General features: G+C 65.5%; 14 protein-coding genes. 9 read left to right on the top strand and 5 right to left on the bottom strand.

What is annotated here, in order from left to right; all coding sequences use genetic code 11:
• The first annotated feature begins 128 nt into the window (after nt 1–128).
• The 8 genes from BLU37_RS24115 to metC all read left to right on the top strand — a co-directional run bounded on the left by BLU37_RS24115 (nt 129) and on the right by metC (nt 9,190).
• Nucleotides 129–950, top strand: a complete 822-nt coding sequence (locus BLU37_RS24115) for a transporter substrate-binding domain-containing protein (RefSeq protein WP_090209681.1) — start codon at nt 129–131, stop codon at nt 948–950.
• Nucleotides 947–2,356, top strand: coding sequence for an FAD-binding oxidoreductase (locus tag BLU37_RS24110; RefSeq protein WP_090209679.1), 1,410 nt, complete (start codon nt 947–949; stop codon nt 2,354–2,356). Before BLU37_RS24115 ends, BLU37_RS24110 begins: the two co-directional genes overlap by 4 nt.
• Complete coding sequence (locus tag BLU37_RS24105; RefSeq protein ID WP_090209676.1) at nt 2,353–3,567, top strand: aminotransferase class I/II-fold pyridoxal phosphate-dependent enzyme; 1,215 nt, start codon at nt 2,353–2,355, stop codon at nt 3,565–3,567. Before BLU37_RS24110 ends, BLU37_RS24105 begins: the two co-directional genes overlap by 4 nt.
• Nucleotides 3,567–4,289 carry an amino acid ABC transporter permease gene (locus BLU37_RS24100; protein ID WP_090209674.1) on the top strand — a complete coding sequence of 241 codons (723 nt, stop codon included), beginning with the start codon at nt 3,567–3,569 and terminating at the stop codon, nt 4,287–4,289. The genes BLU37_RS24105 and BLU37_RS24100 overlap by 1 nt, the downstream gene beginning before the upstream one ends.
• Complete coding sequence (locus BLU37_RS24095) at nt 4,279–4,962, top strand: amino acid ABC transporter permease (protein WP_090209672.1); 684 nt, start codon at nt 4,279–4,281, stop codon at nt 4,960–4,962. The genes BLU37_RS24100 and BLU37_RS24095 overlap by 11 nt, the downstream gene beginning before the upstream one ends.
• Entirely contained in the window at nt 4,949–5,767 is an 819-nt protein-coding gene (locus tag BLU37_RS24090) for an amino acid ABC transporter ATP-binding protein (protein WP_090209670.1), read from the top strand. The genes BLU37_RS24095 and BLU37_RS24090 overlap by 14 nt, the downstream gene beginning before the upstream one ends.
• A 22-nt stretch (nt 5,768–5,789) precedes the next feature.
• Nucleotides 5,790–6,386 carry a cysteine dioxygenase family protein gene (locus tag BLU37_RS24085; protein WP_090209668.1) on the top strand — a complete coding sequence of 199 codons (597 nt, stop codon included), beginning with the start codon at nt 5,790–5,792 and terminating at the stop codon, nt 6,384–6,386.
• A 71-nt stretch (nt 6,387–6,457) separates the two neighbouring features.
• Complete coding sequence (metC, locus tag BLU37_RS24080) at nt 6,458–9,190, top strand: cystathionine beta-lyase (protein ID WP_090209665.1); 2,733 nt, start codon at nt 6,458–6,460, stop codon at nt 9,188–9,190.
• A gap of 226 nt (nt 9,191–9,416) precedes the next feature.
• Here the strand turns inward: metC and rarD are convergent, their stop codons facing one another.
• Together rarD and BLU37_RS24070 are read right to left on the bottom strand one after the other, a co-directional pair.
• Nucleotides 9,417–10,301 (bottom strand): EamA family transporter RarD, encoded by an 885-nt coding sequence (gene rarD / locus BLU37_RS24075; protein WP_090209663.1) that lies wholly within the window; start codon nt 10,299–10,301, stop codon nt 9,417–9,419.
• A 209-nt stretch (nt 10,302–10,510) separates the two neighbouring features.
• Nucleotides 10,511–11,461 (bottom strand): class I SAM-dependent methyltransferase, encoded by a 951-nt coding sequence (locus BLU37_RS24070; protein WP_090209662.1) that lies wholly within the window; start codon nt 11,459–11,461, stop codon nt 10,511–10,513.
• A gap of 228 nt (nt 11,462–11,689) precedes the next feature.
• Between BLU37_RS24070 and BLU37_RS24065 the strand changes: the two genes are divergently transcribed.
• The gene (locus BLU37_RS24065) at nt 11,690–12,565 is read left to right on the top strand and encodes a DNA/RNA non-specific endonuclease (protein ID WP_090209660.1); all 876 of its coding nucleotides are present in this window, start codon (nt 11,690–11,692) and stop codon (nt 12,563–12,565) included.
• Between the two features lie 16 nt (nt 12,566–12,581).
• Here BLU37_RS24065 and BLU37_RS24060 read toward each other — a convergent pair whose 3' ends face one another.
• The 3 genes from BLU37_RS24060 to BLU37_RS24050 all read right to left on the bottom strand — a co-directional run bounded on the left by BLU37_RS24060 (nt 12,582) and on the right by BLU37_RS24050 (nt 23,071).
• The gene (locus BLU37_RS24060) at nt 12,582–13,493 is read right to left on the bottom strand and encodes a hypothetical protein (RefSeq protein WP_157696410.1); all 912 of its coding nucleotides are present in this window, start codon (nt 13,491–13,493) and stop codon (nt 12,582–12,584) included.
• The gene (locus BLU37_RS24055; RefSeq protein ID WP_090209656.1) at nt 13,480–17,727 is read right to left on the bottom strand and encodes a dermonecrotic toxin domain-containing protein; all 4,248 of its coding nucleotides are present in this window, start codon (nt 17,725–17,727) and stop codon (nt 13,480–13,482) included. Before BLU37_RS24055 ends, BLU37_RS24060 begins: the two co-directional genes overlap by 14 nt.
• 130 nt (nt 17,728–17,857) lie before the next feature.
• The gene (locus BLU37_RS24050; protein WP_090209654.1) at nt 17,858–23,071 is read right to left on the bottom strand and encodes a dermonecrotic toxin domain-containing protein; all 5,214 of its coding nucleotides are present in this window, start codon (nt 23,069–23,071) and stop codon (nt 17,858–17,860) included.
• Nucleotides 23,072–23,115: the final 44 nt, after the last annotated feature.

Genomic DNA, 23,115 nt, shown 5'->3' with positions numbered 1-23,115 from the left:
CTGGGGCCTCTTCGCGGGCAAGCACTGCTCCTACAGGTGTTGCGTACACGCCGATAGAACACTGTGGGAGCCGGGCTTGCCCGCGAAGAGGCCCTCCCTGCCGCCCAATCTCCAAAGGACACCCTCCCATGTTGAAATACCTCCCATTGGCCCTGGCCCTGCTAACCGGCCTGGCTCAGGCCGACGCCACCCTGGACAAGATCCAGCAACGCCACCGGATCAGTGTCGGCGTGATCCTCAGCGGCCCGCCGTTCGGCACCATCGACCCGGCCACCGGCGCCCACCAGGGCTACAACGTCGAGTTGGCCAAGGGCCTGGCCGAGCGCCTGGGCGTGGAGTTGGAAACCGTCTCGGTCCTGGCCCCCAACCGCGTGCAATTCCTCCAGCAGGGCAAGGTCGACGTGTTGATCGCCAACATGCAACTGACCGAGGAACGGGCCGAGATCCTCGACTACGTGCCCACCCCCTATGAGGAAGTCGGTGGCGCCGCGCTGATCCGCAAGGGTGCCGGTATCACTCGCTGGGAAGACCTCAAGGGCAAGCCGGTGTGCGTGTCCCAGGGCAGCAACTTCATCAAGCCGCTGCAGGAAACCTACGGCGCGCAGATCAAGGCCTTCCGCAGCCAGTCCGAATCGCTGCTATCGCTGCGCGGCAACGGGTGCGTGGCGGCGGTGCATGTCAGCCCGACCATGCACACCCTGCTCGACGAGGCCGAGTGGAGCGGCTATGAGACTCCCCTGGCGGATGACCTGATTCCGTCGCCCTCGGTGATCTGGGTGCGCAAGGGCGAAAAGGACATCCAGGCCCGCCTTGATGCCATCGTCCGTGACTGGCACCGCAGCGGCTGGCTGATCGAACTGGGCAAGCGTACCGGCATGTCGCCGTCCCAGGCGCTGCTCAAGCTGCATGAGCAGTACCGCACGGCCGCGCCCTTGGCGAGCGCGCAATGAGCCAGCTGTTCAGCCAGTTGCAGCTGCTGCTGGGGGCGGCCCATGTGCGCCAGGGTTCCGACGAGTCGGTCTGGTTGAGTGACAAGCATCGCACCTACCACGGCAAGGTGATGGCGGTGGTGCACCCGGCCAGTACCGAGGAAGTCGCTGCGCTGGTGCGGGTGTGTGCCCAACACGGCGCGCCATTGGTGGTACAGGGGGGCAATACCGGGCTGATGGGCGCTGCCACGCCGGATGACAGCGGGCGCAGCGTGCTGGTACGCCTTGACCGGATGAACCGTATTCGCCAGCTCGATACCGATAACGATACGGTCACTGTCGAGGCCGGTTGCATCCTGCAGAACCTGCAGGACGCCGCTCGCCAGGCTGGACGCCTGTTCCCCCTGAGCCTGGGCGCCGAAGGCAGTTGCACCCTGGGCGGCAACCTCGGGACCAACGCCGGCGGCACCGGTGTGCTGCGCTATGGCAATACCCGCGAACTGACCCTGGGCCTGGAAGTGGTCACCGCCGACGGCGAGATCTGGAACGGTCTGCGCGGCCTGCGCAAGGACAATACCGGCTATGACCTGCGCGACCTGTTCATCGGCAGCGAAGGCACCCTGGGCATCATCACCGCCGCGACCCTCAAGCTGTTTCCCTTGCCCAAGGCCCGCAGCACCGCGTTACTGGCCTTCGACAGCCTGGCCCAGGCGGTCCGTTTCCTGTCCCATGCCCGGGCCGGCTTCGGTGCCGACCTGACCGCCTTCGAACTGATGTCCGCCGCCTGCCTGGCCTTGCTGCGCGAGCAGTTCCCGGAGGGGCCGCAGCCGTTCGCCACGGCCGCCCAGCCATGGTTTGCCCTGCTCGAATTGTCCGATAACCACAGTGCCGAGCACGCCCGCGAGGCGTTCGAACGGGTGCTGGGCGAGGCCTTCGAGAGCGATCTGCTGGCCGATGCGCTGATCGCCGAGAGCCTCGCCCAGAGCGAGGCACTGTGGCAGTTGCGCGAGAACATGAGCGAGGCCCAGGCCCGCGAAGGACGCAACATGAAGCACGATATTTCGCTGCCGATCTCGCACATCGCCGAGTTCGTCGCCAGCACCGACGCGCTGTTGCAGGTGCATTTTCCCGGCGTGCGCAACCTGACCTTCGGCCACCTGGGCGACGGTAACCTGCACTACAACGTTGCCGCCCCGGTCGGCCAGTCGATCGCGGCGCACATGGCCAACTATGCCGCCCTCAGCGCGCTGGTTCATCGCAATACCCACGCCTTCGGCGGCTCCATCAGCGCCGAGCATGGCATCGGCCAGCGCAAGCGCGAGCTGCTGGCGCAGGTCAAGAGCCCGGTGGAGCTGGAACTGATGCGGCGGATCAAACAGGCGCTCGACCCCCGCGGGCTGCTCAACCCAGGCAAGGTGCTGCCATGACCGTTCAACTTTCCCGGCGAGTGCAGAAGGTCTCGCTGTCAGCCAATGCCGCCGCCAAGTCTCGGGTAACCGAGCTGCGCGAGGCCGGGCGGGACATTCTCGACCTGACCACCGGCGAGCCGGACTTCGACACCCCTGACCACATCAAGCAGGCGGCCTACGCGGCCATTGCCGGCGGTGCCACCAAGTACACCGCCACGCCCGGCGTGCGAGCGCTGCGCGAAGCGGTACGGCGCAAGCTGGCCGGGGAGAACCGCCTGGACTATCCGCTGGCCGGGATCGTCATCGCCAACGGCGCCAAGCAGATCATCTACAACGCCTTCGCCGCGACCCTCGACGACGGTGACGAAGTGTTGGTGCCAGTGCCGTACTGGCCATCATTTCCCGACAGTGTGCGGATCAACGGCGGTGAGCCGGTGTTCGTGCCGTCGAGCCTTGAGCAGGGCTGCAAGTTGACCCCTGCGCAACTGGAGGCGCTGATTGTCGAACGCACCCGCTGGCTGATCCTCAACAGCCCCGGCAACCCCAGTGGTGCGGTGTACAGCGCCGCCGAACTGCTGGCACTGGCTGAGGTGTTGCGCCGGCATCCCAAAGTCTTGGTGCTGTTGGACGAACTCTACGAGCACATCCGCTTCGACGGCCAGCCGCCGCTCAATTTGCTCAATGTCGCACCCGACCTGCAAGGGCGTTGCCTGTTGGTGGGCGGCGTGTCCAAGACCTACGCCATGACCGGCTGGCGTATCGGCTTTGGCGCCGGCCCGCAGGCGCTCACCGCGGCCATGGCGGTGGTGCAGTCGCAGTCGGCTTCCGGGGCGTCCTCGGTCAGCCAGGCCGCGGCGCTGGCGGCCTATGAGGGCGGGCTGGGCTTCCTGCCGGCGCAAGTAGCGGCCTACCGCGAGCGGCGCGACCTGCTGGTGGCGGCGTTGAGCGGGGTGGACGGCTTGCAGGTGCTGGTGCCCGAGGGCGGCTTTTTCGTCTTTATCCGCTGTGCCGGACTGATCGGTCGGCGACGCCCGGACGGTGGCCTGATCGCCAGTGACAACGACGTGGTCGATTACCTGCTGGAGGAGGGCGTCGCCGCGGTGGCTGGCAGCGCCTATGGCCTGTCGCCCTGGTTGCGGCTGTCGATTGCCACGGCCACCGACAGCGTCCGTGAAGCTGGCCGGCGCATTGCCGTCGCCTGCGCCCGGCTGGCCGAGGACCGCGGTTGATGGAAACGTTCGTGCAATGGGCCGCGCAATTGGGCCTCAACTACCGCTTCCTGCTCGACGCCTACCAGCGTGGCAGCCTGGTCGACGGTGCCTGGACCACCTTGCTGCTGTGTGGCCTGACCATCATCGGCAGCCTGCTGGCCGGCTTTGCCCTGGCTGCCATGCTCACCAGTGGCAATCACTGGCTGGCGCGCCCGGCGCGGATCTTCGTCGAGGTGACGCGCAACACGCCGACCCTGGTCCAACTTTATTGCGCCTTCCTGGTACTGAACATGCTGCTGACCCAGGCCGTGGGGGCGGCCAACCCGCTGACGCCGTTCGCCTGGGTGGTGATCGTGATCTCCCTGCACAAGGGCGCGTTCCATGCCGAGGCCTTGCGCGCCGGCATCGAAGCGGTGCCGGCGGTCACCCTCGAAGCCGCCAGTTCCCTGGCCTTCAGCCGCAGCCAACTGCTGTGGAACGTGCAATTGCCGCTGGCTCTGCGTTTCGCCTTGCCGGCGCTGGTCAACAACCTGATCGACCTGGTGAAGATGACCGCCGTGGCCTCGGCCATTGCCGTCGGTGACATCACCTACGCCTCGATCATGATCTGGACCCAGAGCGACAACGTGCTGGAGCTGATGATTCTGATCCTCAGCTTCTTCGGCCTGTTGAGTTTTATCGTCAACTGTATCGGCCGCTTCCTCGAAGCGCGCCTGAGGATGCCCGGCTATGGCCATTGAAACGGCGCAAGCGCTGCTGCGCTGGACCCCGGCGCTCGTCGCGGGCTTTGGCCAGAACATCCTGATCAGCCTGCTGGCGATTGCCCTCGGTTCGCTGCTCGGCCTGCTGATCGGTGCCCTTGGCTTGTCGCCGCTGCGACTGTTGCGCCTGCCGGCGCGGTTGTGGGTGCAGCTGTTTCGCAACGCGCCGTGGCTGGTGCTGATCTACTTCACCACCTACGTGTTTCCGTTCGAGATCCACCTGGGCGGTTACTACCTGCCGTTCCCCGACTGGGTGAAAGTCACCCTTGGCCTGGCGCTGCCGGCCAGCGCCAATGTCGCCGAAATCTTTCGCGGGGCCATCGGCTCGATTCCGTCCACCCAGTGGGAGGCGTCGCGATCCCTGGCGTTCAGCCGCGGCCAGCTGTTCCGCTCGATCATCCTGCCGCAGTGCTTCAAGCGCATGCTGCCGCCGTGGATGAACCTCTATGCGGTGATCACCATGGGCACCGCGCTGGCCTCGCTGGTGGGCGTGCACGACCTGATCGACACCGCGCAGATTGCCAGCAACACCGTCAACCGTACCGCGTTCACCGTACTGATCTACTTCAGCGTGCTGGCGTTGTTCTTCGCCTATTGCTACCCGATCTCCCGCCTGACCCAACGCCTGGAGCGCCGCTATGCCTTCTACTGAAACCCTGGTCAGTCTGCGCGACCTGCACCTGTCGTTCGGCGCCAACTCGGTGCTCAAGGGCATCGACCTCGATGTGCAGCGCGGCCAGGCGGTGTCGATCATCGGCCCGTCCGGTTCCGGCAAGTCGACCATCCTGCGGTGTATCACCGGGCTGCTCAAACCCCAGCGCGGCAGCATCCGCGTTGGCGATACCGAGGTGCATCGGCTGCAGCGCGAGGCCGAGCTGATCGAGTTGCGCAAGCGGGTCGGTTTCGTCTTCCAGCAGTACAACCTGTTCCCGCACCTGTCGGTGCTGGAGAACCTGCTGATCGCGCCGTGCAAGGTGCTCGGCCGCAGCCGCGCCGAGGCCGAGCAGCAGGCCCGGCAACTGCTGGCCAAGGTGCGCATGGAACACAAGGCCGACGCTTATCCCGGCCAGCTCTCCGGCGGCCAGCAGCAGCGGGTGGCGATTGCCCGCGCCCTGGCGATGCGCCCGGAGTTGATCCTGTTCGACGAAGTTACCTCGGCCCTCGACCCGGAAACCGTCGGCGAAGTGCTGACGGTGATCCGCGAACTGACTGAGGAGGGCATGACCTGCGTGCTGGTGACCCACGAAATGCGCTTCGCCGAGGAGATCAGCGACATCGTGTATTTCACCGAGAACGGTCGGATCGTCGAGTCCGGCAGTGCCCGGCAGATCTTCCAGCAGCCGCACAGCGAGCGCACCCGCGAGTTCCTCCGGCATGCCCTCGGCGACAACCGTCGTCTGCCCCAGGCCGACCCGTTCCGCCTGACCAATATCAGCCCATTCAGCCTGTCCATCTGATGCACCCACAAGGAGCCTGCCCATGAGCACCACCGAACGCGCCAACGTGATCGAAACCTTCCTGGTGAAGATCCGCGCCATCCACCAGCGCGGCGTCGATCGCGCGGCCCTGGAGCAGATCGTCACGCTGCTGGAGGAACTGGCCGAGCGCCGCGACCTGTTCAACTTCGCCAGCTTCCCGGCACCGGTGGCAGGCGAGGGCAATACCGCATTCCGCTACCGCCTCAACGACGACGGCGAAACCCCGACCCTGTACCTGAACTCGCTGCTGCCGGGCAAGAACACCGTGGCCCACAACCACGAGACCTGGGCGGTGATCAGCGCCATCGAGGGCCAGGAACTGAACCGCGTCTACACCCGCCGCGACGACGGCAGCGACCTGACCCGTGCGGTGCTGGAGCTCGAGCGGGAAGTGGTGGTGCAGCCCGGCACCTCGATCGCCTTCCTCGGCGAGGACTTGCACAGCATCCGCGTCGATGGCGAACAGGCGACCTTGCACTTCCATCTCTACGGCCGTCCGCTGGAATCCCTCGAGGGCCGCTACGGCGTGCAGGACGACGGCACGGTGCTCAACTACAACAAGTCGCAGATGGCGCCGTCGATCAAGGCCTACGCGTAATCACTGTCCTTTGAAGATCGGCAGGCTGCGGTGCTGCCGTCCTCACCGCATTATTCCAAGACGAGGCTTTCGTGAGCACAACCCTTACCCCGGCACAACTGCAGGCCTGGCTGTTCGATGGCCGGGAAATCGCCCTGTTCGATATTCGCGAGCACGGCCAGTATGGCGAGGCGCACCTGTTCCATGGTGTGCACCTGCCCTATAGCCGCCTGGAGCTGGAAGTCCGGCGCCTGGCGCCGAACCCGGCGGTGCGCCTGGTGATCTACGACCAGGACGGCGGCGAGCTGTCGTTGCGTGCGGCGCAGCGCCTGGCCGACCTTGGTTACACCCGCGTGCATCGCCTGGAAGGCGGCGCCGACGGCTGGCAGGCGGCCGGCCTGCAACTGTTCGCCGGCGTGCATGTGCCGTCCAAGGCCTTTGGCGAACTCGTCGAGGTGGCCTGCCATACGCCACATATCAGCGCTGGCGAGTTGGCGAGCTGGCAGGCCGAGGGCAAGCCGCTGGTGCTGCTCGACGGCCGGCCGTTCGACGAATACCGCAAGATGACCATTCCCGGTTCGCTCTGCTGCCCGAACGGCGAGCTGGGCTACCGCCTGCACGACCTGGTGGCGGACGAGTCGACGCCGGTGGTGGTCAACTGCGCCGGGCGTACCCGCAGCATCATCGGCGCGCAGACGCTGATCAACCTGGGGGTGAAAAACCCGATCTACGCGCTGGAGAACGGTACCCAGGGGTGGTACCTGGCTGACCTGCAACTGGAGCATGGCAGCACCCGGCGTTATCGCGACGAACAGAAGCCGGCCGGTGTCGAACGGCAGCGTATCGCTGCGCGGCAACTGGCGCAGCGCGCCGCCGTAGCGAATGTCAGTGCTGCGCAGGTCGCAGCCTGGGCGGCGAGCGGCGAGGGCAGCCTGTTTCTCTGCGACGTGCGCAGTGCCGAAGAATTCGCCCGCGGCAGCCTGCCCGGCGCGCAACACACCCCGGGCGGCCAGTTGATCCAGGCCACCGACCTGTATATCGGCGTGCGCGCGGCGCTGCTGGTGCTGTTCGACGACGACGGTGTGCGTGCGCCGATCGTGGCCAGTTGGCTGCGGCAGCTGGGGCATGATGCCCGGGTACTGGAAGGCGGGTTGAACAGTGGCCTGCAGTTGTCAGTGCCGGCTACGCCACCGCCGCCGGCACTGCCGACCCTCGATGCGACGCAGTTGCAGCGGGCCCTGGCCGAAGACCAGGTGGCGCTGATCGACCTGCGTCCGGGTATGAGTTTTCGCAAGGGCCACCTGGCGGGTTCGCAGTGGTCGATCCGGCCGCTGCTGGCGGCCCAGGTGGCCGGGGAAACCCGCTCGCTGGTGCTGGTCGCGGATGATCCGGCGGTCGCTCGTCTGGCGCTGCTGGAACTGCCGTCGGCGCAACAGGCCAATGCGCGCTTGCTGTCGGGCGATCCTGCCCGTTGGCAAGCTGCCGGCCTGCAATGGGTGAGCGATGCCACGGCGTTGCCGGATGAGCGTTGCATCGACTTCCTGTTCTTTACTCATGATCGCCACGCTGGCAACAAGGACGCCGCGCGCCAGTACCTGGCCTGGGAAACCGGCCTGCTGGGGCAGATGACCGAGGCAGAGATTGCCAGTCTCAGTCCGCTGGTGCCGACGGTCGATGTCCGTACTCGCCTGGTTCATGCCGGGCGTGCTGGGCAGGGCAGTGGCGCGCGAGCGGTGAATGTGCCGGTCACGCGCCTGAGCACGGTGCTGTTCGACAACGTCGCCCAGCAACGGGATGCCCGCAGCCGGCGCGACAGCGAGCGGTTACTGAGCTACGGTGCCCGCGGCAACCCCACGGCCTTCGCCCTGGAAGACCTGGTGACCGAGCTGGAAGGTGGCTACCGTACCCGGTTGTTCGGTACCGGTCTGGCGGCGGTGGCGCAGACCCTGCTGGCCTACCTGCGGCCGGGCGATCACGTGCTGATCACCGATGGCGTGTATGGCCCCGTGCGCCGGCTGGCGAGCGAGTTTCTCGGGCCGTTCGGCATCGAGGTCGAGTATTTCCCGGCCGATGGTCGCGACCTTGAATCCCGCCTGCGCGCCAATACGCGGATGGTCTACTGCGAAGTACCCGGTTCGCTGCTGTACGAGTTGGGCGACCTGCCGGCGATTGTCGCGCTGTGCACGCCGCGCAATATCCTGGTGGCGGTGGACAACACCTGGGGTTCGGCCTACCACTACCGGCCGCTGGCCTTGGGCGCCGATATCTCGATCATGGCCCTGACCAAGTACCTGGCCGGCCACAGCGATGTGGTAATGGGCAGCGTCTGCACCACCGAGGCGGCCTGGCCGGCGTTGTCGCGAATGAGCGACAGCTTTGGCAACACGGTCAGCCCGGATGATGCCTACCTGGTGCTGCGCGGTGCGCGGACCCTGGCGGCGCGACTGGAGGTGCACCAGCGCCAGGCGCTGGAGATTGCCCAGTGGCTGAAGCTGCAACCGCAGGTGCGGCAGGTGTTCCACCCGGCCTTGCCCGAGCATCCGGGGCACGCGTTGTGGCTGCGGGACTTCAGCGGCAGCAATGGCTTGCTCTCGTTCGAGTTCGCCGAGGCCGACCAGCGCCAGGCCGAGGCCTTCATCGACGCCTTGACGGTGTTCGGGCTGGGCGCCTCTTGGGGCGGTTATGAAAGCCTGGTGACCCTGGCCGACCTGGCGGATCGGCAATTCCCGCTGCCGTCTCGCCAGCCGGTGATTCGCCTGCACATCGGCCTGGAGGCGGTGGCGTCGCTGATCGAGGATCTGCAGCGCGGGTTTGCCGCGCTCTGACAGCGGCTTGACGGTGACTGGAGGTCCCACACCCTCTTGTGGCGAGCGGGCTTGCCCGGCGCTGGGCTGCGCAGCAGCCCCCAGCCCTCTGATCTCATTCGTCCTGACACCATGGGGGCGCAGGCTTCAGGGCCGCTGTGCGCCCCAGCGCGGGCAAGCCCGCTCGCCACAGTTCCAATCAGGCTCCCCACCTCTTTCATCGTTCCAGGTGGCCTTCCTGTGCTCCTCACAGAGCCCGGCGCTGCCTCAGCAGGCGCTTGACCCCTTCGAGCACCAGGACCAGCACCGCCAGCCAGATCGGCAGGTAGGTCAGCCATTCGCCCGGGGCGATACTTTCTCCCAGCAGCAGCGCGACCAGCACCAGCAGCACCGGCTCGACATAACCCAGCAGGCCGAATAGACCAAAGGCCAGCAGGCGGCTCGCCAACAGGTAGCAGATCAGCGCCGCCGCACTGATCGCTCCCAACAGGGGAATCAGGGCATACAGTGCCGGGCGCTGGTCGACCACGGCAAAACCCTGTGGGCCGCTGTGCACGAACCACCAGGCCACCGGCAACAGCAGCGCCATGTCCAGCCACAGGCCGCCAAGGTTGTCGGTACCGTTGCGCCGGCGCAGCACGAAGTACATCGGGTAGCCCAGGGCAACTACCAGGGTGGTCCAGGAAACACTGCCGATCTGGATCAACTCGTTGAGCACGCCGCCGAACGCGAGCAGGGCGGCGAGGATCTGTGGCCGCGAGAGTTTTTCGCCATAGGCTATACGCCCGGTCAGCACCATGCTCAGTGGCAGCAGGAAGTAACCCAGGGAAACATTCAGGCTGTGGCCGTTGAGCGGTGCCCAGAGAAAGATCCACATCTGCACGCCGAGCAGGGCTGCTGACAACAGCAACTGAGGTACCAGCAGCGGTTTGCGGCGGATCTGCGCACAGATCGCCAGCACTAGCTTCCAATCGCCGGAGAGCAGCATGAACACAGTCATGCACGGCGCAGTCAGCAGCATGCGCCAGCCAAAAATGTCCTCGCCGTTGAGGGGGTCGAGCAAGGACGTGTAGAAATACATGATGGCGAACAGGCAGGACGCCGATACCGATAAAACGATGCCTCTGGACACAACAGCCTCGCTGGTGGGCGGGTAAAGGTTTGCGGGTAATGGTTTTTATGGGGCGACAGCTTGCAGCTTAGCGGCGCGTGACGCAAACCGCCTGGCACATCTTGTGGGTTGTCGGTTTTGGGAAGAGCTCAGTCGCCCTTGGGGTAAGCGGGTTTTGTGGTGAGCCTGCTCGCCACGGTACATTCCTGCCAGATGGGGGATGGTTCTTGTCAGCCTTCGCTGCCATGCAGGCGAAACACCAGGGCCTTCAGGCCACTGTTGGTATCGCTGTCGGGGAACTCCGGCGGGTTCTCCAGGCGCTGCTCGAAGCGCAGGGCCGGGGCTTCGCGGGTCACGCCGTCGATCAGGAAGTCCGGGCCGATCGACGGGTCGTTCATGCATGCCAGTACCGTGCCGCCCGCGCAGAGCAGTTCCGGCAGGCGGCGCAGGACCCGTTGGTAATCCTTGGTCAGCAGGAAGCTGCCTTTCTGGAACGACGGCGGATCGATGATCACCAGGTCGTATGGGCCGCTGTTGATCACCTTGCCCCAGGACTTGAACAGGTCATGGCCGAGAAACACCACCTTGCCCAGGTCGTGGCCGTTGAGCCGGTGGTTGTCGCGCCCGCGGCTCAGGGCTGCACGGGACATGTCCAGGTTCACCACATGCTCGGCACCGCCGGCGATGGCCGCCACCGAGAAGCCACAGGTGTAGGCGAACAGGTTGAGCACGCGTTTGCCTTGGGCATTGGCGCGGACCCAGTCGCGGCCATGACGCATGTCGAGAAACAAGCCGTTGTTCTGCTTCTTGCCCAGGTCGACGCGGTACTGCAGGCCGCCTTCGGTCAGGGTCCATTCGTCGATGGCCTCGCCCAGTAGCCATTCGGCCGGGCTCAGCGGCAGGTAGCGGTGTTGCAGCAGTAGGGTGTGGGCGCCACTGCCTTGCCAGGCCGGGCACTGGGTCAGTTCGCCGAGCATGTCCTTGAGCGCGGCCAGTTGCGCCGGTTCCGGTTCGCGGAACAGCGACACCATCAGCACCCCCTGCAACCAGTCCACGGTCAGTTGCTCCAGCCCCGGCCAGCAGCGGCCGCGGCCGTGGAACAGCCGGCGGGTTTCCTCTGGCGCACAGGCTAGTGCGTCGAGCAGGTGAGCGTGAAGGGTGGACAGGGCTTGGGGATTCATCGGGCAGGATCGGCAATGTGAACGGGCCGGCAGTTTAACGCCATGTCGACGGAAAATCGTCGGTTTCCTGGCTCGGTACTGTCAGTCTGCCAGCTTTCACGCTGGGTGCAGGGCGGCCGGATCATTTTCCTGTCATTTGTCTGCGGCAGATGGTAGAAGCCTCGCCGAGCCGCGATATAGAGGGCTCTGTAGGATAATTTTCGACCACCCGAAGTGAAGAAGCGACGCATGAAACCAGGCAAGATAGCAGTCGGTTTGTCAGCCCTTTTATTGTTCACCAGCGGCGCGGCCCAGGCCCGCAGCGTACTGGATCTGCTCGATCCACCGGCACAACAGGAAAAATCCGCGCACCGTTCCGGCTCGATCAGCCAGGGCGCGGCGCTCGACCTGTATTCCAGCCAGGAGCGGCAGCCCTCGTTCGATGGCTGCGCGCAGATGTTCCCCAACGCCCGACCGATCAATCTGGGCAGCATCCCGGCCAGCATGAAACCGCTGGCGCTGTGTTCCGACACCTTCGCCGTGCTCTATTCGCAAACCAGCAAGACCCCGCTGGTGGTGGTCGAGCGCCTGAACTCGGCGCAGCTCAAGGACGCCAAGGGCGAGGAACGGACCAACCAGTTCTACCCCGACCCGCGCATACCCAAGGGCGCTCGGGCCGAACTGAGCGACTACCGTGGCCAGCACCCGGCAGTGGACCGTGGGCACCAGGCGCCGGCTGCCGATGCGCCGACCCCGAATGCCATGGCCCAGTCCTTCGCGCTGTCGAACATGGTGCCGCAGGACCCGACCAACAACCGCAAGATCTGGAGCAAGGTCGAGGCCGATGTGCGCAAGTTTGCCCAGCGTGCCGATGGCAACGTGTACGTCTTCACCGGCCCGTTGTTCGATGACGGCCACGGCACCATCGGCGACAACCACGTCTGGGTGCCGACGCGGCTGTTCAAGCTGGTCTACGACAGCGCCTCCGGGCGGGCCTGGGCCTATGTGCTGCCCAACGCCGAGACCCGTATCGAGCGGCCGATGGATTATCCGACCTTCGTCAAGACCACCGGCCTGCGGCTGCTCGACAGCCTGCCGGTGTCGGGCTCGCTGGCCAAGGGCTGAGGCGCCGGGGGCAGACCTACTGGAACGGCTGATACTCCACGGGCCTGCCCAGGTGGGCGATCAGCAGGGCCAGTGAGTCGGCATTGTCCAGCGTGACATCGACCCGCTTGTCGGCGTCGCTCAGAAAAACCTGGCGGGCGGCATCCAGGTCCGGGGTGTCGGTGAGGCGCAGCAGCCGGCGCTTGGGTTCGCCTTCCAGGTCATACCAGTGGCGGTCGTATTCATCGAATGCCTTGAACAGCTCGTTGGCTGGCGTGGTGGTGGAAAAGGCCTCCTTCTGTAGCTGTTTGAGCGTCGAGTAGCGCAGTTGGCCCTGCGTTGTCCGGGTATCGATCAGATCGAGAAACGGCCGGCTCGCATCCAGGTAGGCGAAATCGAGGGTGTCGAGGCCGATATGACTGATTTCGTGCAGTAACACCGTGCCCATGTTGTGCCCATACGCGTCGAAGGTTCGCGGCCGGATAGGCAGGTAGACCTCCAGGCCAGGGTCGAAAAAGCGTTCGGTGAGGTAGATTTTTCCTTCGCGGTCCTTGGGCAGGACGAAGGCCTGGCTGATCTGGTCCGGGTGCTGGAATGAGCCGACGACGAAACGTGACGAGTTCAGCGGGTTGAGTGAGGGCCTGAGCAGCTCATCGAGCATGATCTGCAGGCGAACCTTGATTTTCCTGACGGTGTCCGCACTGACCGAGGGGATATCGAAGAAGTCTTGCAGGAACAGTCGGCGCTTGTTGTCCAGTCGTGTGTCGCTGAACAGGCTGTCCATGTTGCGTATGGCCGCGTTGAGGTAATCCACGGCCTGCTGGTGGGCACGGTGGATCATCCGGGCGCGGTTGGGATACAGCCGCCGGATATTGTTGATGCCGACCGCCTCCACGCGGATTTCCTGCTGGACCGTTCTTCGATTGATGCACTCATCAAGCATTTTCATCATGACGCTCCTCGCGGCACTGCGCTGGCAGGTCGAATACCCAGCGGCCCTGGTTATCCTGGCGCAAGCGCGGGCCTTTGCCGATGTCGGTGACGATGCGCCAGCGCTGCTGCTCCTGGCGTACCTGGAACACTGTTCCGCCGACGGCGACGAAGGTGTCGCCAGTGGTCGGGTCGGTATACAGGTCGCCGGCCGGGTTCGGGCGTGTCTGTTCCAGCGCGATGCGATGGGCCTGTAGCGCCAGAAGCCGGGTTTTTTGCCGTGGAACGAGGCCTTGCCCGTTCCACGGGGTTTCGGGAAAGGGCGATTCGAGGAAGCGTTCGGCGCTGGTCTGGGTGACCCCACCAAGGTTGGAGTGGCTCCAGCCACGGCGCGCCGTCGCCAGATGGGCCAAGGCCATGACGAACTCTTCGATCGCTTCGCTCCAGCGGCCCTGCCAGGCGTGTTGCGTGGCGTCCTTGAGTTGGGAAAGGCTCTGCCAGACCAGCCAGGGCAGGCGCAGGCGGCCGAGCAGGTGCGTCGCGCCCTGGTACAGCTCGCCCTTGAGCCAGTCCAGTGCCTTGCTCCAGACCGAGCCCTGGCCCTGCACACTCTGTCGACCGAGCATGTCCTTGAACAGCTCGGTCATGTCCTCATAGAGCCGATGGAACAGATTGCCCCGCAGCGGGCTGCCGCCGATCCCCAGGGCTGGCGACGAGGCCTTGAACAATTGCGCGTAATGTCCGTGCCGCTCGGGCGCCAATCGTTCAAGGAGTTGCTGCTGCAGGCTGGGCGAGGTGCGGATAGCGCCGAGGCACGCCGCGTCGTTGGCGTACTCCTGAAACATCGGTCGCTCCCCCTGTGGGCTGAACAGAATGCTCGGGCCTTGCCCGCCTGCGTCCGGACCGATCAGGTAAAAACCGCGCACCGCGTCGGCCGCGGACTGCAGGCCACTGAGCAGTTGCAACGGGCGCAATTCGATCGATTGGCCGTTGAGGGGTAGCCGGGCGATGCCGTCCGGCATCGCCAGCAGGTGCTTGATGAAGCCGTGGGCGGTACGCGACAGGGTTTTGCCGAGCAGTTGTGTGAACGCCTGCAACAGGCCCTGCCAGTAACCGTGCCGGCTGAACATCGGGCGTCGATGGATGTTGTGCGGCTCGTCGGGCGCCAGGTGCGAGGCCAGCAGCACCGCATAGTGACTGCCGATGGCGGCCTCCTGCACCAGGGCCTTGATGCGGTCGCCGGTCAAGGCGTCGGGCAGGGTCCCGAGCGCCAGGCTGACCTCGATCGAGCGCTGCCCGATGTCGTCGAAGTGCCGCAGGGCGAAGTCGGTCAGTGCTTCATGAACCGGCAGCGCCGAGTCGCTAGGGGTCAACCAGATCCTGATCTGGTTCGGGTCGAGCCGCTGGTCTGGAAAGTCCCGCGACAGCAGGCTCCTGAGCTTGGTCCTGGCGGTATCACGCAACAGGGGAATACCCAGGTGATAATCGTCGGTCGTCGCCGCAGCCTGACGATAGCGGTCGAGCAGGGCGGCCAGGGCGAATTGCCGGCTGTCGCTGACGCTGCCCAGCCACGACGGCAGGGCCAGGTGGGTTGCGGTGTTCTGTGCGGCCTGGATCGCTCGCTCCAGCATGGGCACCGTCGAGTGGCTGTCGAGGCAGCTTTGCAGGTTCTGCTGGAACTGCTTGCCGGTGTACCCGGAGGTGGCGGCATGGTTCAGGTCGGCCAGGGCCTTGTCCGTCAGCGAATTGAAGCGGTTGCTCAGCAGGCTGGTGTGGATGAGCTTGAACCCCAGGCTGGGATAGACCCGGTGATTGCCGCGTGGCACCGGCGTGATCGGCGGATGGGCCGGCCGTTGGTCATTGGCGAGGTTCTCCAGCAGCGACAGGCGCTCCACAGGGTGATGCAGGCGCCGCTGCAGTTCGACTTCGGCGTCGTGAAAGGTATCAAAGGGTTCTGTGCCCTGGGCCGGTGTCCACAGTAGCGTGGTGCCGCAGTGCTCACTGTTCAGGCCGCCACGGGCGGTCAGCAGGAAGCAGTTGTGCAGTTTGCTCGGTGGGCTCGTGCTATCGCGTTGGTAGGTCAGTTCGAAGGCATCGGGGATGAACCCGCGCAGGCCCGGCCGCTCGGCACGTGGGTGACCATCGAGCAGGTTGTCGAGCAGGGCCAGGTCGTCGGCTCCCAGGGCACCGCGGACTTCCTTCAATTGCGCCTCTCGCCGCAACCCGGAGGTGATCGCCTCGTTCAAGGGGGTGGAGAGCGAGCCGTATATCGAGCGATGCCGACGCAGGTAATGGCCGAGAAAATCCGGCAGCAGCCGCTCGACAATAGCGTTGAGCTGGTCGATGTCCAGGTTGGGCACCCGCGCCCACAGGCCGCTGGTATCTTTGCTGAACAGACCGCTGCTGCTGACGGAGGCCAGCGCACCGCTGTGCTGGCTCAGGCGTTCGAGGACATGCGCGACGACACTTTGCGAGGCAATCGGCTCCAGGCTGGTGTTGCCGAATCGGGGCAGGGCGGCGGCATAGTGATTGATATAGAGATTGTCAGGTGACAGGTTGCCCACCTGAGCGCGTTGCAGTGCGCTGGACAGTTCGCCACGGATAAAATCACTGAGCGCTGGACGTTGTTTGAACCCGGCGCTCAGTTGGGTACGGATCTGCACCAAGGTGGCCAGTTGATGCCGGGCGGTGTCCAGGCTCGGTTTCAGGGTGTGAGTCAAGCCCGGCTCCACAGGTTTTTCACTGGCCGTCAGGTCCAGGCGATGGCTCCAGCGGGCCAGGGGCACAAGTTCCGCCAACTGTGGCGAGAGCAGGTCGCGGATGTCCAGCGCGCTCTCGAATGCCGAGGGCAACGCCAGGGCCGCATTGCTGCGGCGATAACGTTCGAGCACGTAGCGGACATTGTCCAACTGCTTGTCGATACTGAGGTTGAACAGTGCATCGAAGATCGACGCTTTGCTCGCCATCAGCGTGACCCGGTCGATGTCGGTGTTGTGCAGTTCACCGCGCTCGCGCAGCGACAAGCCCAGGCGCAAATCATGTTCGCGGCTGGGAGCCTCCAGTTGAATTTTCACCGAATCGAGCAGGGCCTGTTCGCTTTCGAAGGTCTGCAACCATTCACCCCCATAGAGGAAGTAATCGGCGTACCCGGAACGATCGTGGCGCACCACGAAGGCGTTGACCAGGCTGAGCGAACCGTTGGCGACCTGTACATCCAAGGTATGCAACGTCACCGATTCGAGCCGGGATCGATCCAGTGGGTACAGGCCGCAGAGCCACTGGTAGTCCTCGGCGGCGATTGCGTTCCAGTCCAGTTCCTGCTTCAGCAGTTCGGCACGAAAGCGGCTGCCCAGGGCATCGATGAACAACTGACGGCGTGGTTCGCCGCTGCTCAAGGGGGTGTCCCAGAATGTCTTGAGCCGGTTTTGCAGGTGTTCCTGCAACTGGTTGGCGAGCGTCGCTAGGGTGCTCTCCCAGAGGGTGATTTCCGCGGGCTGGGCGCTGTAGCCCGGGGCGATGAATTCGCGGCTCTGCCCACTGGGCCAGCCGCCGCGGTTATAGTGCTCCAGCAGGCTTTCGCTGAGTGTCTGGATCGACACCTGGCGCAGTGGAAGGCCGGTCGAGGTGTCATGGCTGATGACCCGCAGGGCGGGCAGTCGAATCTGGGGAAAACGCGCGCCGAGGGTGTTTTCCAGCAGTTGATTGAGCAGGAGCGCAAGGCTCGGCAACTGCAGGAGTTCGTTGCGCAGATCATTCAGGGTGCTGTCGAGGTAGGCTTGCACCGATTGCCGGCGATCGCTCAGCACGATGCCCTGAATGGGTCGCGTGACCAGGCCGGGCGCTGGCTCGACGCCGAGGGTGTGCCTGATCTTCAGGGGAACGAACCGCAGCAGTTCGTCGCGTTGGGCCGGGACGCGCAGGCGTGCACGCACTTGCTCCAGCGCCTGCTGGCTGGACTCGAAGCGCTCCAGGCCGAAGCCGGGTGAGCAGAGGTACACCGGGTGTCTGGCAGGGCCACGGATCAGGAAGGTGCCGGCCAGGTCTGCGGTGCTGGCGTTTGCTGCGATGATGAACAGCTTGTCGACGAACATCGGGGTGTCGAGTGCCTCGCGGGCGCTCTGACTGGCCAGGAACAGATTGCTCAGCCAACTGCGCTCGGTGCTGTCGATCTGCAGCGTCTGTTCGGCGGCGCTGAGGGTATCGCGCAACTCCAGGGCCTGGGACAGGTAGTAGAGGGGAGTGGATTGGGTCATGGATGATGCCTTCGTTCGGGAGGGCCGCACGGCCCCGCCGTAGCGGGAGCGTGCGGTTGCAATGGCGTCAACGCTACGGTGAGCGCATGGCGTGTCGGGTGTAGAGCGTGTCGGGCGGGGCTCGGTCCGCCTACAGGCCGTGCTGGTGGCGAAGTTCCTCGGTCAGTTGCGCCAACTCTCGGCGATAGGTCCTGGCGATGCGTTCGGCGTGGTCCTTGTAGGCGCTGTCCTTCATGGCCTGGATGAACACTTCGCTTTGCATCAGGCCCAGGGTCCGGGCCGACTGGCTGATGGCCTGTTGCAGTTCGGTCTTGCGTCCCGTATCGAGGTCGCTGCCGGTGAACCATTCGCGCTGGGCATCGAGCAGGTCGTCGAGTGCACCGATCATCTCGTCACGTTGCTCCCTGGGCGCCTTCAGCCGGGTCGGGCCATAGCGGGTTTCCAGGTATTGCTCCCAGAACGGCTGTTCGAGCAGGCGCCTGGCGAGTTCGCCGGGCAGGCGCTCCTCGGCCAGGACGGCCTGGCTGGTCTGTTCGAGGAGGTGTTTATCGACATTCGCTTCGTCGGTGTACAGCATGCTCCGTGCTTGCCAGGGCAGTTCGAGGCGGTCGGCCAGGCCGATGCGCATGGCCAGGTGGATCTCGGCTTCATGCACGGTCTCGTGGCGGGCCTTGCGGCTCTCGATCAACTGGTGCGCCGACTGTTTCACCTGCGCCAGCCGGACCTTGCCGCGCGCCAGGCGCAGCAACGGCGCTTCGCGTTCTTCCAGGGGCAGGCTCTGCGCCTCATGCAACAGCACGTCCAGCCCCATGTCGTCGAAGGTCACGGTCATGCCGTCTTCGCAGGTGTCCGCCTCGATCAACGGGCCGGTGGTGTTGACGGCCCGGTTGGCGAGGAGGAACAGCCGTTTGCGCAACACGCTGTCCTGTTCGGCGGCCTTGACCATGCGCCACACGCGTTCGCGCAGTGCGGGCCGATGGGCGCCGTTGTCGCGCAGATAGTCAGCACTCTGCCTGAGGTCGGCCAGTACCTTGAAGAACGCTTCGGACGCTTCGATGTCGTCGCTGGCCAGGCGCAACCAGACGTCGCGCCGGGCCTGCTGTTCGGTCGTGGTCAGCCCGTCGAGCCAGGGCTGACTCTCGCGGGTGACGGGCGAGGGGCTGCCCCAGCGGTTGTGGTAGGAGCCGGCATGGGATTGCGGGCGCGAGTCGCTGCTCCACTCGGACGGTTCGTCGCTCTCGATCAGGGGTTCCAGGCCCAGGTCGATACCGGTCTGCTGTCGATAAAGGTCGATCCGCCGGTGCAGGTCGACGGGTATCAGGTTGTCATCGAGGTTGATCGTCATGTTGAGCCGCTGGCGGGCCGTACTCATGCCGAAGACGGCTTCGGGCACCTGGCTGATCCGGTTGTCGCGCAGGTCCAGGCGGCGCAGTTCGGGCAACTGCTCATAGCCTGGGGGAAACGTGCTCAGGCCGGTATTGCGCAGGTACAGGCAGCGCAGGCGCGTCAGCGGGCTCAGGTCGGGTAGCAGGGACAGTTCGGGGTTGCTCTCCAGGTTGAGGGTCTCCAGCCGCGTCAGTGGAATGAGCAGGGGCGCGGTGGCTGGGGTGATGACGATCTGGTTGTTGCGCAGTTCCAGGTGCCTGAGCTGGGTCAACTGTTCAAGGGCCGCTGGCAGGCGGGTCAGCAGATTGCCGGACAGGTTCAGCCGCTGCAGGTTGGGAAAGAGGCCGAGAAAACCGTTCAGTTCCGTCGAGTCCGGCAGCAGTATTCCGCGCAGTTGCAGCTCGGCGACGTGCGCCAATGGCACGGAGAGGCTGGGTGGTCGATCCACCGGGTAGCTGGTGAGGGTGAGTTCGTAGCCGTCCAGCGGTGTGCCCTCGGGGTTGAGGACAATCGGGTCGCCTTCATTGTCGATGGCGCGGTCGGTTTCACGACGCCAGCAGCGCCTGATTTGGGTGGCCCAGCGCAATCGGCCGTGATCTGTCGGGTCCGTGGATTCACCGACCCAACTGTCCAGCTCGTTCTCCAACGCACGGTATTCCTCTTGCAGCGCTCGCAGTCGGTTGATCGCCTCGCCCAGGCTCAACTCGCGCAGGCCGTGCAGGGTTTCCACCTCGGCGATGGTCAGTTGCGGGTACAGCTCGCGGGCGAGGCGGCCGATGGCGTACGAGCGTTGACCGCCGGCGGTCCGGCCGCTGAGGCGATAGCCGATCCGGCCGTCGGCCAGACGCATGGGGGGCACGAACCCTGGCTTGATCGAGGGCAAGGCTTGCAGCCGCTCCAACTCCTCGCGAGGGAAGGGCGGCAGGGCACGCAGCGCCTGTTTCAACGCCGCGCCCTGGCCCACGTGGGGAAAGCCCAGCGCGGCCCGTTCGGCATCGGGCAGGGCGTGCAGGATACTCGCGTACAGGTCGTCCGGTCCGTGCAGCGACAGGCCGACATCGTCGTGGGCCTCATACTGCCCGCCATCCTTGACCAGGATTTTGCTGATCGCTGCCGACTCGGGGCCGCAGCTGTCGAGCAAGGGACCGTCGAAGTGGCCGTCGCGGATCTCCAGGCGTACCCGGTTCGACCAGCCCGGCAGTTTCCCGAGCATCGGCAGGACGATCCGATGCGCCTCGGCCTGGCTCACCGAGTCGAGGTACAGCGGTTCGTACAGGCGTGCCAGACGCGCCGCCCGCAGGTAATACCGCGCCTCTTCGGCCAGGCGTAGCGGTACGCGCGACTTTTCGAGGTGCTGGCGTTCGAGACTGTTGGCTTGCCGTGCCAGTTCCTGCACCAGCGGCTCGGGCAGCCCGGGAAAGTCGCGGCGCAATACGGCGGTGCCGGGTTCGTCGGTCGCGGCGCGGGTGCGATGGCGGTAGTGCGACTCGAACAGGTCTGCGCGCCGCTTGAGCGCGTCCCCGGCCAGGCGCCGACGCAGGGCTGTGACCCGCGCGGAAAGGCTGAGCGTGCCTTGTCCGAACTCCTCGCGCAGGAGGACGCGGATGTCGCGCTCGTCGAGCTTGCTCAACACTTGCCGAAGCAGGCCGTCGGCATCCAGCCCCGGCCAGTTCACCTCGATCCGGGTGACCTCGGCGCCTGCGTTCGCCGGGTATTTCTGGATGACCCGGCCGCCGTCGTTGAGCAGTTGCAGCACTTTGCCGCGCGGCCAGACCGGATCGCTGGTCAGCAGTTGCAGCACCATGTGCAACTCGTCCGGGGTACCGCTGGCGTTCCCGTCGCCCCGCAACCGTCGTACCAGGCGTGCCAGCTCCCGGTCGAGGGCAAAGCGGACCAGGCTGTCGTCGAGCAGTGCCGGCGGCTGCCAGCCGTTGTGATGGGTGGCGCGCAACACATCGCCATCGATACCGGTGATGTGCAGCAGGCGCTTGGCCGTCTGTTCGTCGAGGCTGGCGGCATCGGGACCGAGACGCTGGAACAGGCGTTCGTCCGTCCAGTCCAGGGGCGTGTCGAGTTCGTGGCGCCAGGCGCCGGCGCCATTGCTGCGAAATTCCACGGCATAGGGATTGAGCAGCTCATGGGCGCGGGTGTGGCGCGCGCGATAGCCCCCCGGCCTCGATGGGTCGGGTTGCAGCAGGTAGTCGCTGTCCTCCAGGCGCAGATAGCGGCCATTACGACCATCGTGCAGCCCCAGTCGATTGGGGCGGGTGAGGGCTGGCTGCGGTGGTGGGTGGCGATAGGGACCGAGGTCGGCTTTCCACAGCCGGGTAACGCCCTGGCGGACGCTGACCGGTATCAACGCGTCGATAAAGGCCGAGGTATCGAGGGCCGACAGGGCCGCCCCGAGGCCGCCGACAAAGGCCGCGTTCATCGCCACCCCGAGCAGATGGGCCCAGGCCTGGCGGGTTTCGCCCGCTTCCCAGGCCTCGATGCCGGAGTAGACCTCATGGAGCATCCGGGTGCCCATGGCCAGCAGCATGACCTGGCCCAGGCCCGGGATGAACACCAGCAGGTTGAGCAGGTCCATGGCCGCGTCGGAGACCGCCAGCAGGCGTGCAGTGCGGGCGGCGCGATCCTCGTCGTCGGTGGGCACGGCCACGACGCGTGCGTCGCCGAGCATACGGCCGATGTTCAGCTCGCACTGGTCCTTGAGGAAGGTTTCCAGTGTTGGCCATGCCCCCACCCGTGGTGCCAGTTCGACCAGGTCCAGGCCGACGCGCAGGTCTGGATCAAGGCTGTAGTCATCCCACAGGTCGTGTCGGTCGGCGTGGTCGAGGCGCTTTTTCAAGGCGCCGAAGAAGGCCGGCTGGTCGCGTACCGCCACGAAGCGGCTGAAGAAGCGTCGATAGCGGGCGCTGTGCAAGCGCGTGCGCAGGTCGATCATGAAGGCCGTACTCGAGGCATAATGGCGCACGGGTTGCGCATCATCGCCGGGTATATAGACCAGGCAGCGCCAGGGCGTGGGCCCCGATTCCGGGCGCAGGAAGACGATTTCGCTCAAGTCGATGCCGAGCATCCGCAGGCGCCAGGGGCGTAGCCGCTGGTCATCCAGGCGAATATCTGCATGCCCGTTCAACCACTGCAGCAGAGCCTGGTAGGCATCGTCCGGGATCAGATCCTGCATGCGCGCCAGGTGCACGGCTTCCGCCAGTTCGTTGTGCAGGTGTTTTGTCCAGGTCTGACGTACCTGGGCCTTGCGCTGGGCGTCGGCGGGGTTGAGCTGTGCGTTGATATGGTCCTGATAACCCTGGCCCAGGTCGAGCTTGCGGCACAGTGCGGCGAAGCGCTCCGGGCGCAGGGCCAGCTCCCGGCTCTGGTCGTAGGCGGCGATCTGCACCTCGGCGGTGTGGTGGTCGTGGGTGATGAACGCGTCGCCCGAGGCCGGTGGCTTGCCGGCTTCATCGGCGCTGAAGTTGTGCAGCGCGGCTTCCAGCAGGCTGATATCCCAATACCAACTGCGGACCTTTGGGTCACCAGCGGAGAAGTCGAGCAGGCCGCCCAGGTTGGAAGGGCGACGGTCCTGCATCCGGCGTACGAAGTAGGTGCTGTTGACCTCCAGCTCCAGCCCGGATTCCTCGCGGATTGCCTGTTGCAGCCTTGGCGTGGCGAACAGCTCCACCGTTGTGATGCTCTGCAGGATGGCTTCGAGTTGATGCTGGCTAGTGCAGCGTGCCAGCTGGCTTTTCTCCAGGGCGGCGCGCAGCTCGGTCGAAGCCTGGGAGTACCAGGAGGGCGTGGTCGGGGTGATGTTGGCCAGCGCCTTCAGGCAGGCTGAGCCCGGCTGTTTCAACGGCGCCGGCACACGGCTTTCGATGAACGCCTCATGGCGATTGAGCGGTGGCCGGACTGAGCCGTCGGTCGCGTTGGCGCTGGGGGTGATTGAGGGGGATGCAGTCATTGCGTTGAGCCCGTTTCGTTAGTCGAAGGGGCAGGGTAGGCGTG

Source organism: Pseudomonas asplenii (genome assembly GCF_900105475.1).
GTDB lineage: Bacteria > Pseudomonadota > Gammaproteobacteria > Pseudomonadales > Pseudomonadaceae > Aquipseudomonas > Aquipseudomonas asplenii.
The sequence above is the reverse complement of the archived record's forward strand: the minus strand, read 5'-3'. Positions and strand labels throughout refer to the sequence as shown.

What these genes read in the sequence shown, in the direction of transcription:
- BLU37_RS24100 (WP_090209674.1), top strand. Translation starts at nt 3,567, where the DNA reads ATGGAAACGTTCGTGCAATGGGCCGCGCAATTGGGCCTCAACTACCGC.
- BLU37_RS24115 (WP_090209681.1), top strand. Translation starts at nt 129, where the DNA reads ATGTTGAAATACCTCCCATTGGCCCTGGCCCTGCTAACCGGCCTGGCT.
- BLU37_RS24105 (WP_090209676.1), top strand. Translation starts at nt 2,353, where the DNA reads ATGACCGTTCAACTTTCCCGGCGAGTGCAGAAGGTCTCGCTGTCAGCC.
- BLU37_RS24095 (WP_090209672.1), top strand. Translation starts at nt 4,279, where the DNA reads ATGGCCATTGAAACGGCGCAAGCGCTGCTGCGCTGGACCCCGGCGCTC.
- BLU37_RS24090 (WP_090209670.1), top strand. Translation starts at nt 4,949, where the DNA reads ATGCCTTCTACTGAAACCCTGGTCAGTCTGCGCGACCTGCACCTGTCG.
- BLU37_RS24070 (WP_090209662.1), bottom strand. Translation starts at nt 11,461, where the DNA reads ATGAATCCCCAAGCCCTGTCCACCCTTCACGCTCACCTGCTCGACGCA.
- BLU37_RS24055 (WP_090209656.1), bottom strand. Translation starts at nt 17,727, where the DNA reads ATGACCCAATCCACTCCCCTCTACTACCTGTCCCAGGCCCTGGAGTTG.
- BLU37_RS24065 (WP_090209660.1), top strand. Translation starts at nt 11,690, where the DNA reads ATGAAACCAGGCAAGATAGCAGTCGGTTTGTCAGCCCTTTTATTGTTC.
- BLU37_RS24060 (WP_157696410.1), bottom strand. Translation starts at nt 13,493, where the DNA reads ATGAAAATGCTTGATGAGTGCATCAATCGAAGAACGGTCCAGCAGGAA.
- BLU37_RS24085 (WP_090209668.1), top strand. Translation starts at nt 5,790, where the DNA reads ATGAGCACCACCGAACGCGCCAACGTGATCGAAACCTTCCTGGTGAAG.
- BLU37_RS24110 (WP_090209679.1), top strand. Translation starts at nt 947, where the DNA reads ATGAGCCAGCTGTTCAGCCAGTTGCAGCTGCTGCTGGGGGCGGCCCAT.
- BLU37_RS24050 (WP_090209654.1), bottom strand. Translation starts at nt 23,071, where the DNA reads ATGACTGCATCCCCCTCAATCACCCCCAGCGCCAACGCGACCGACGGC.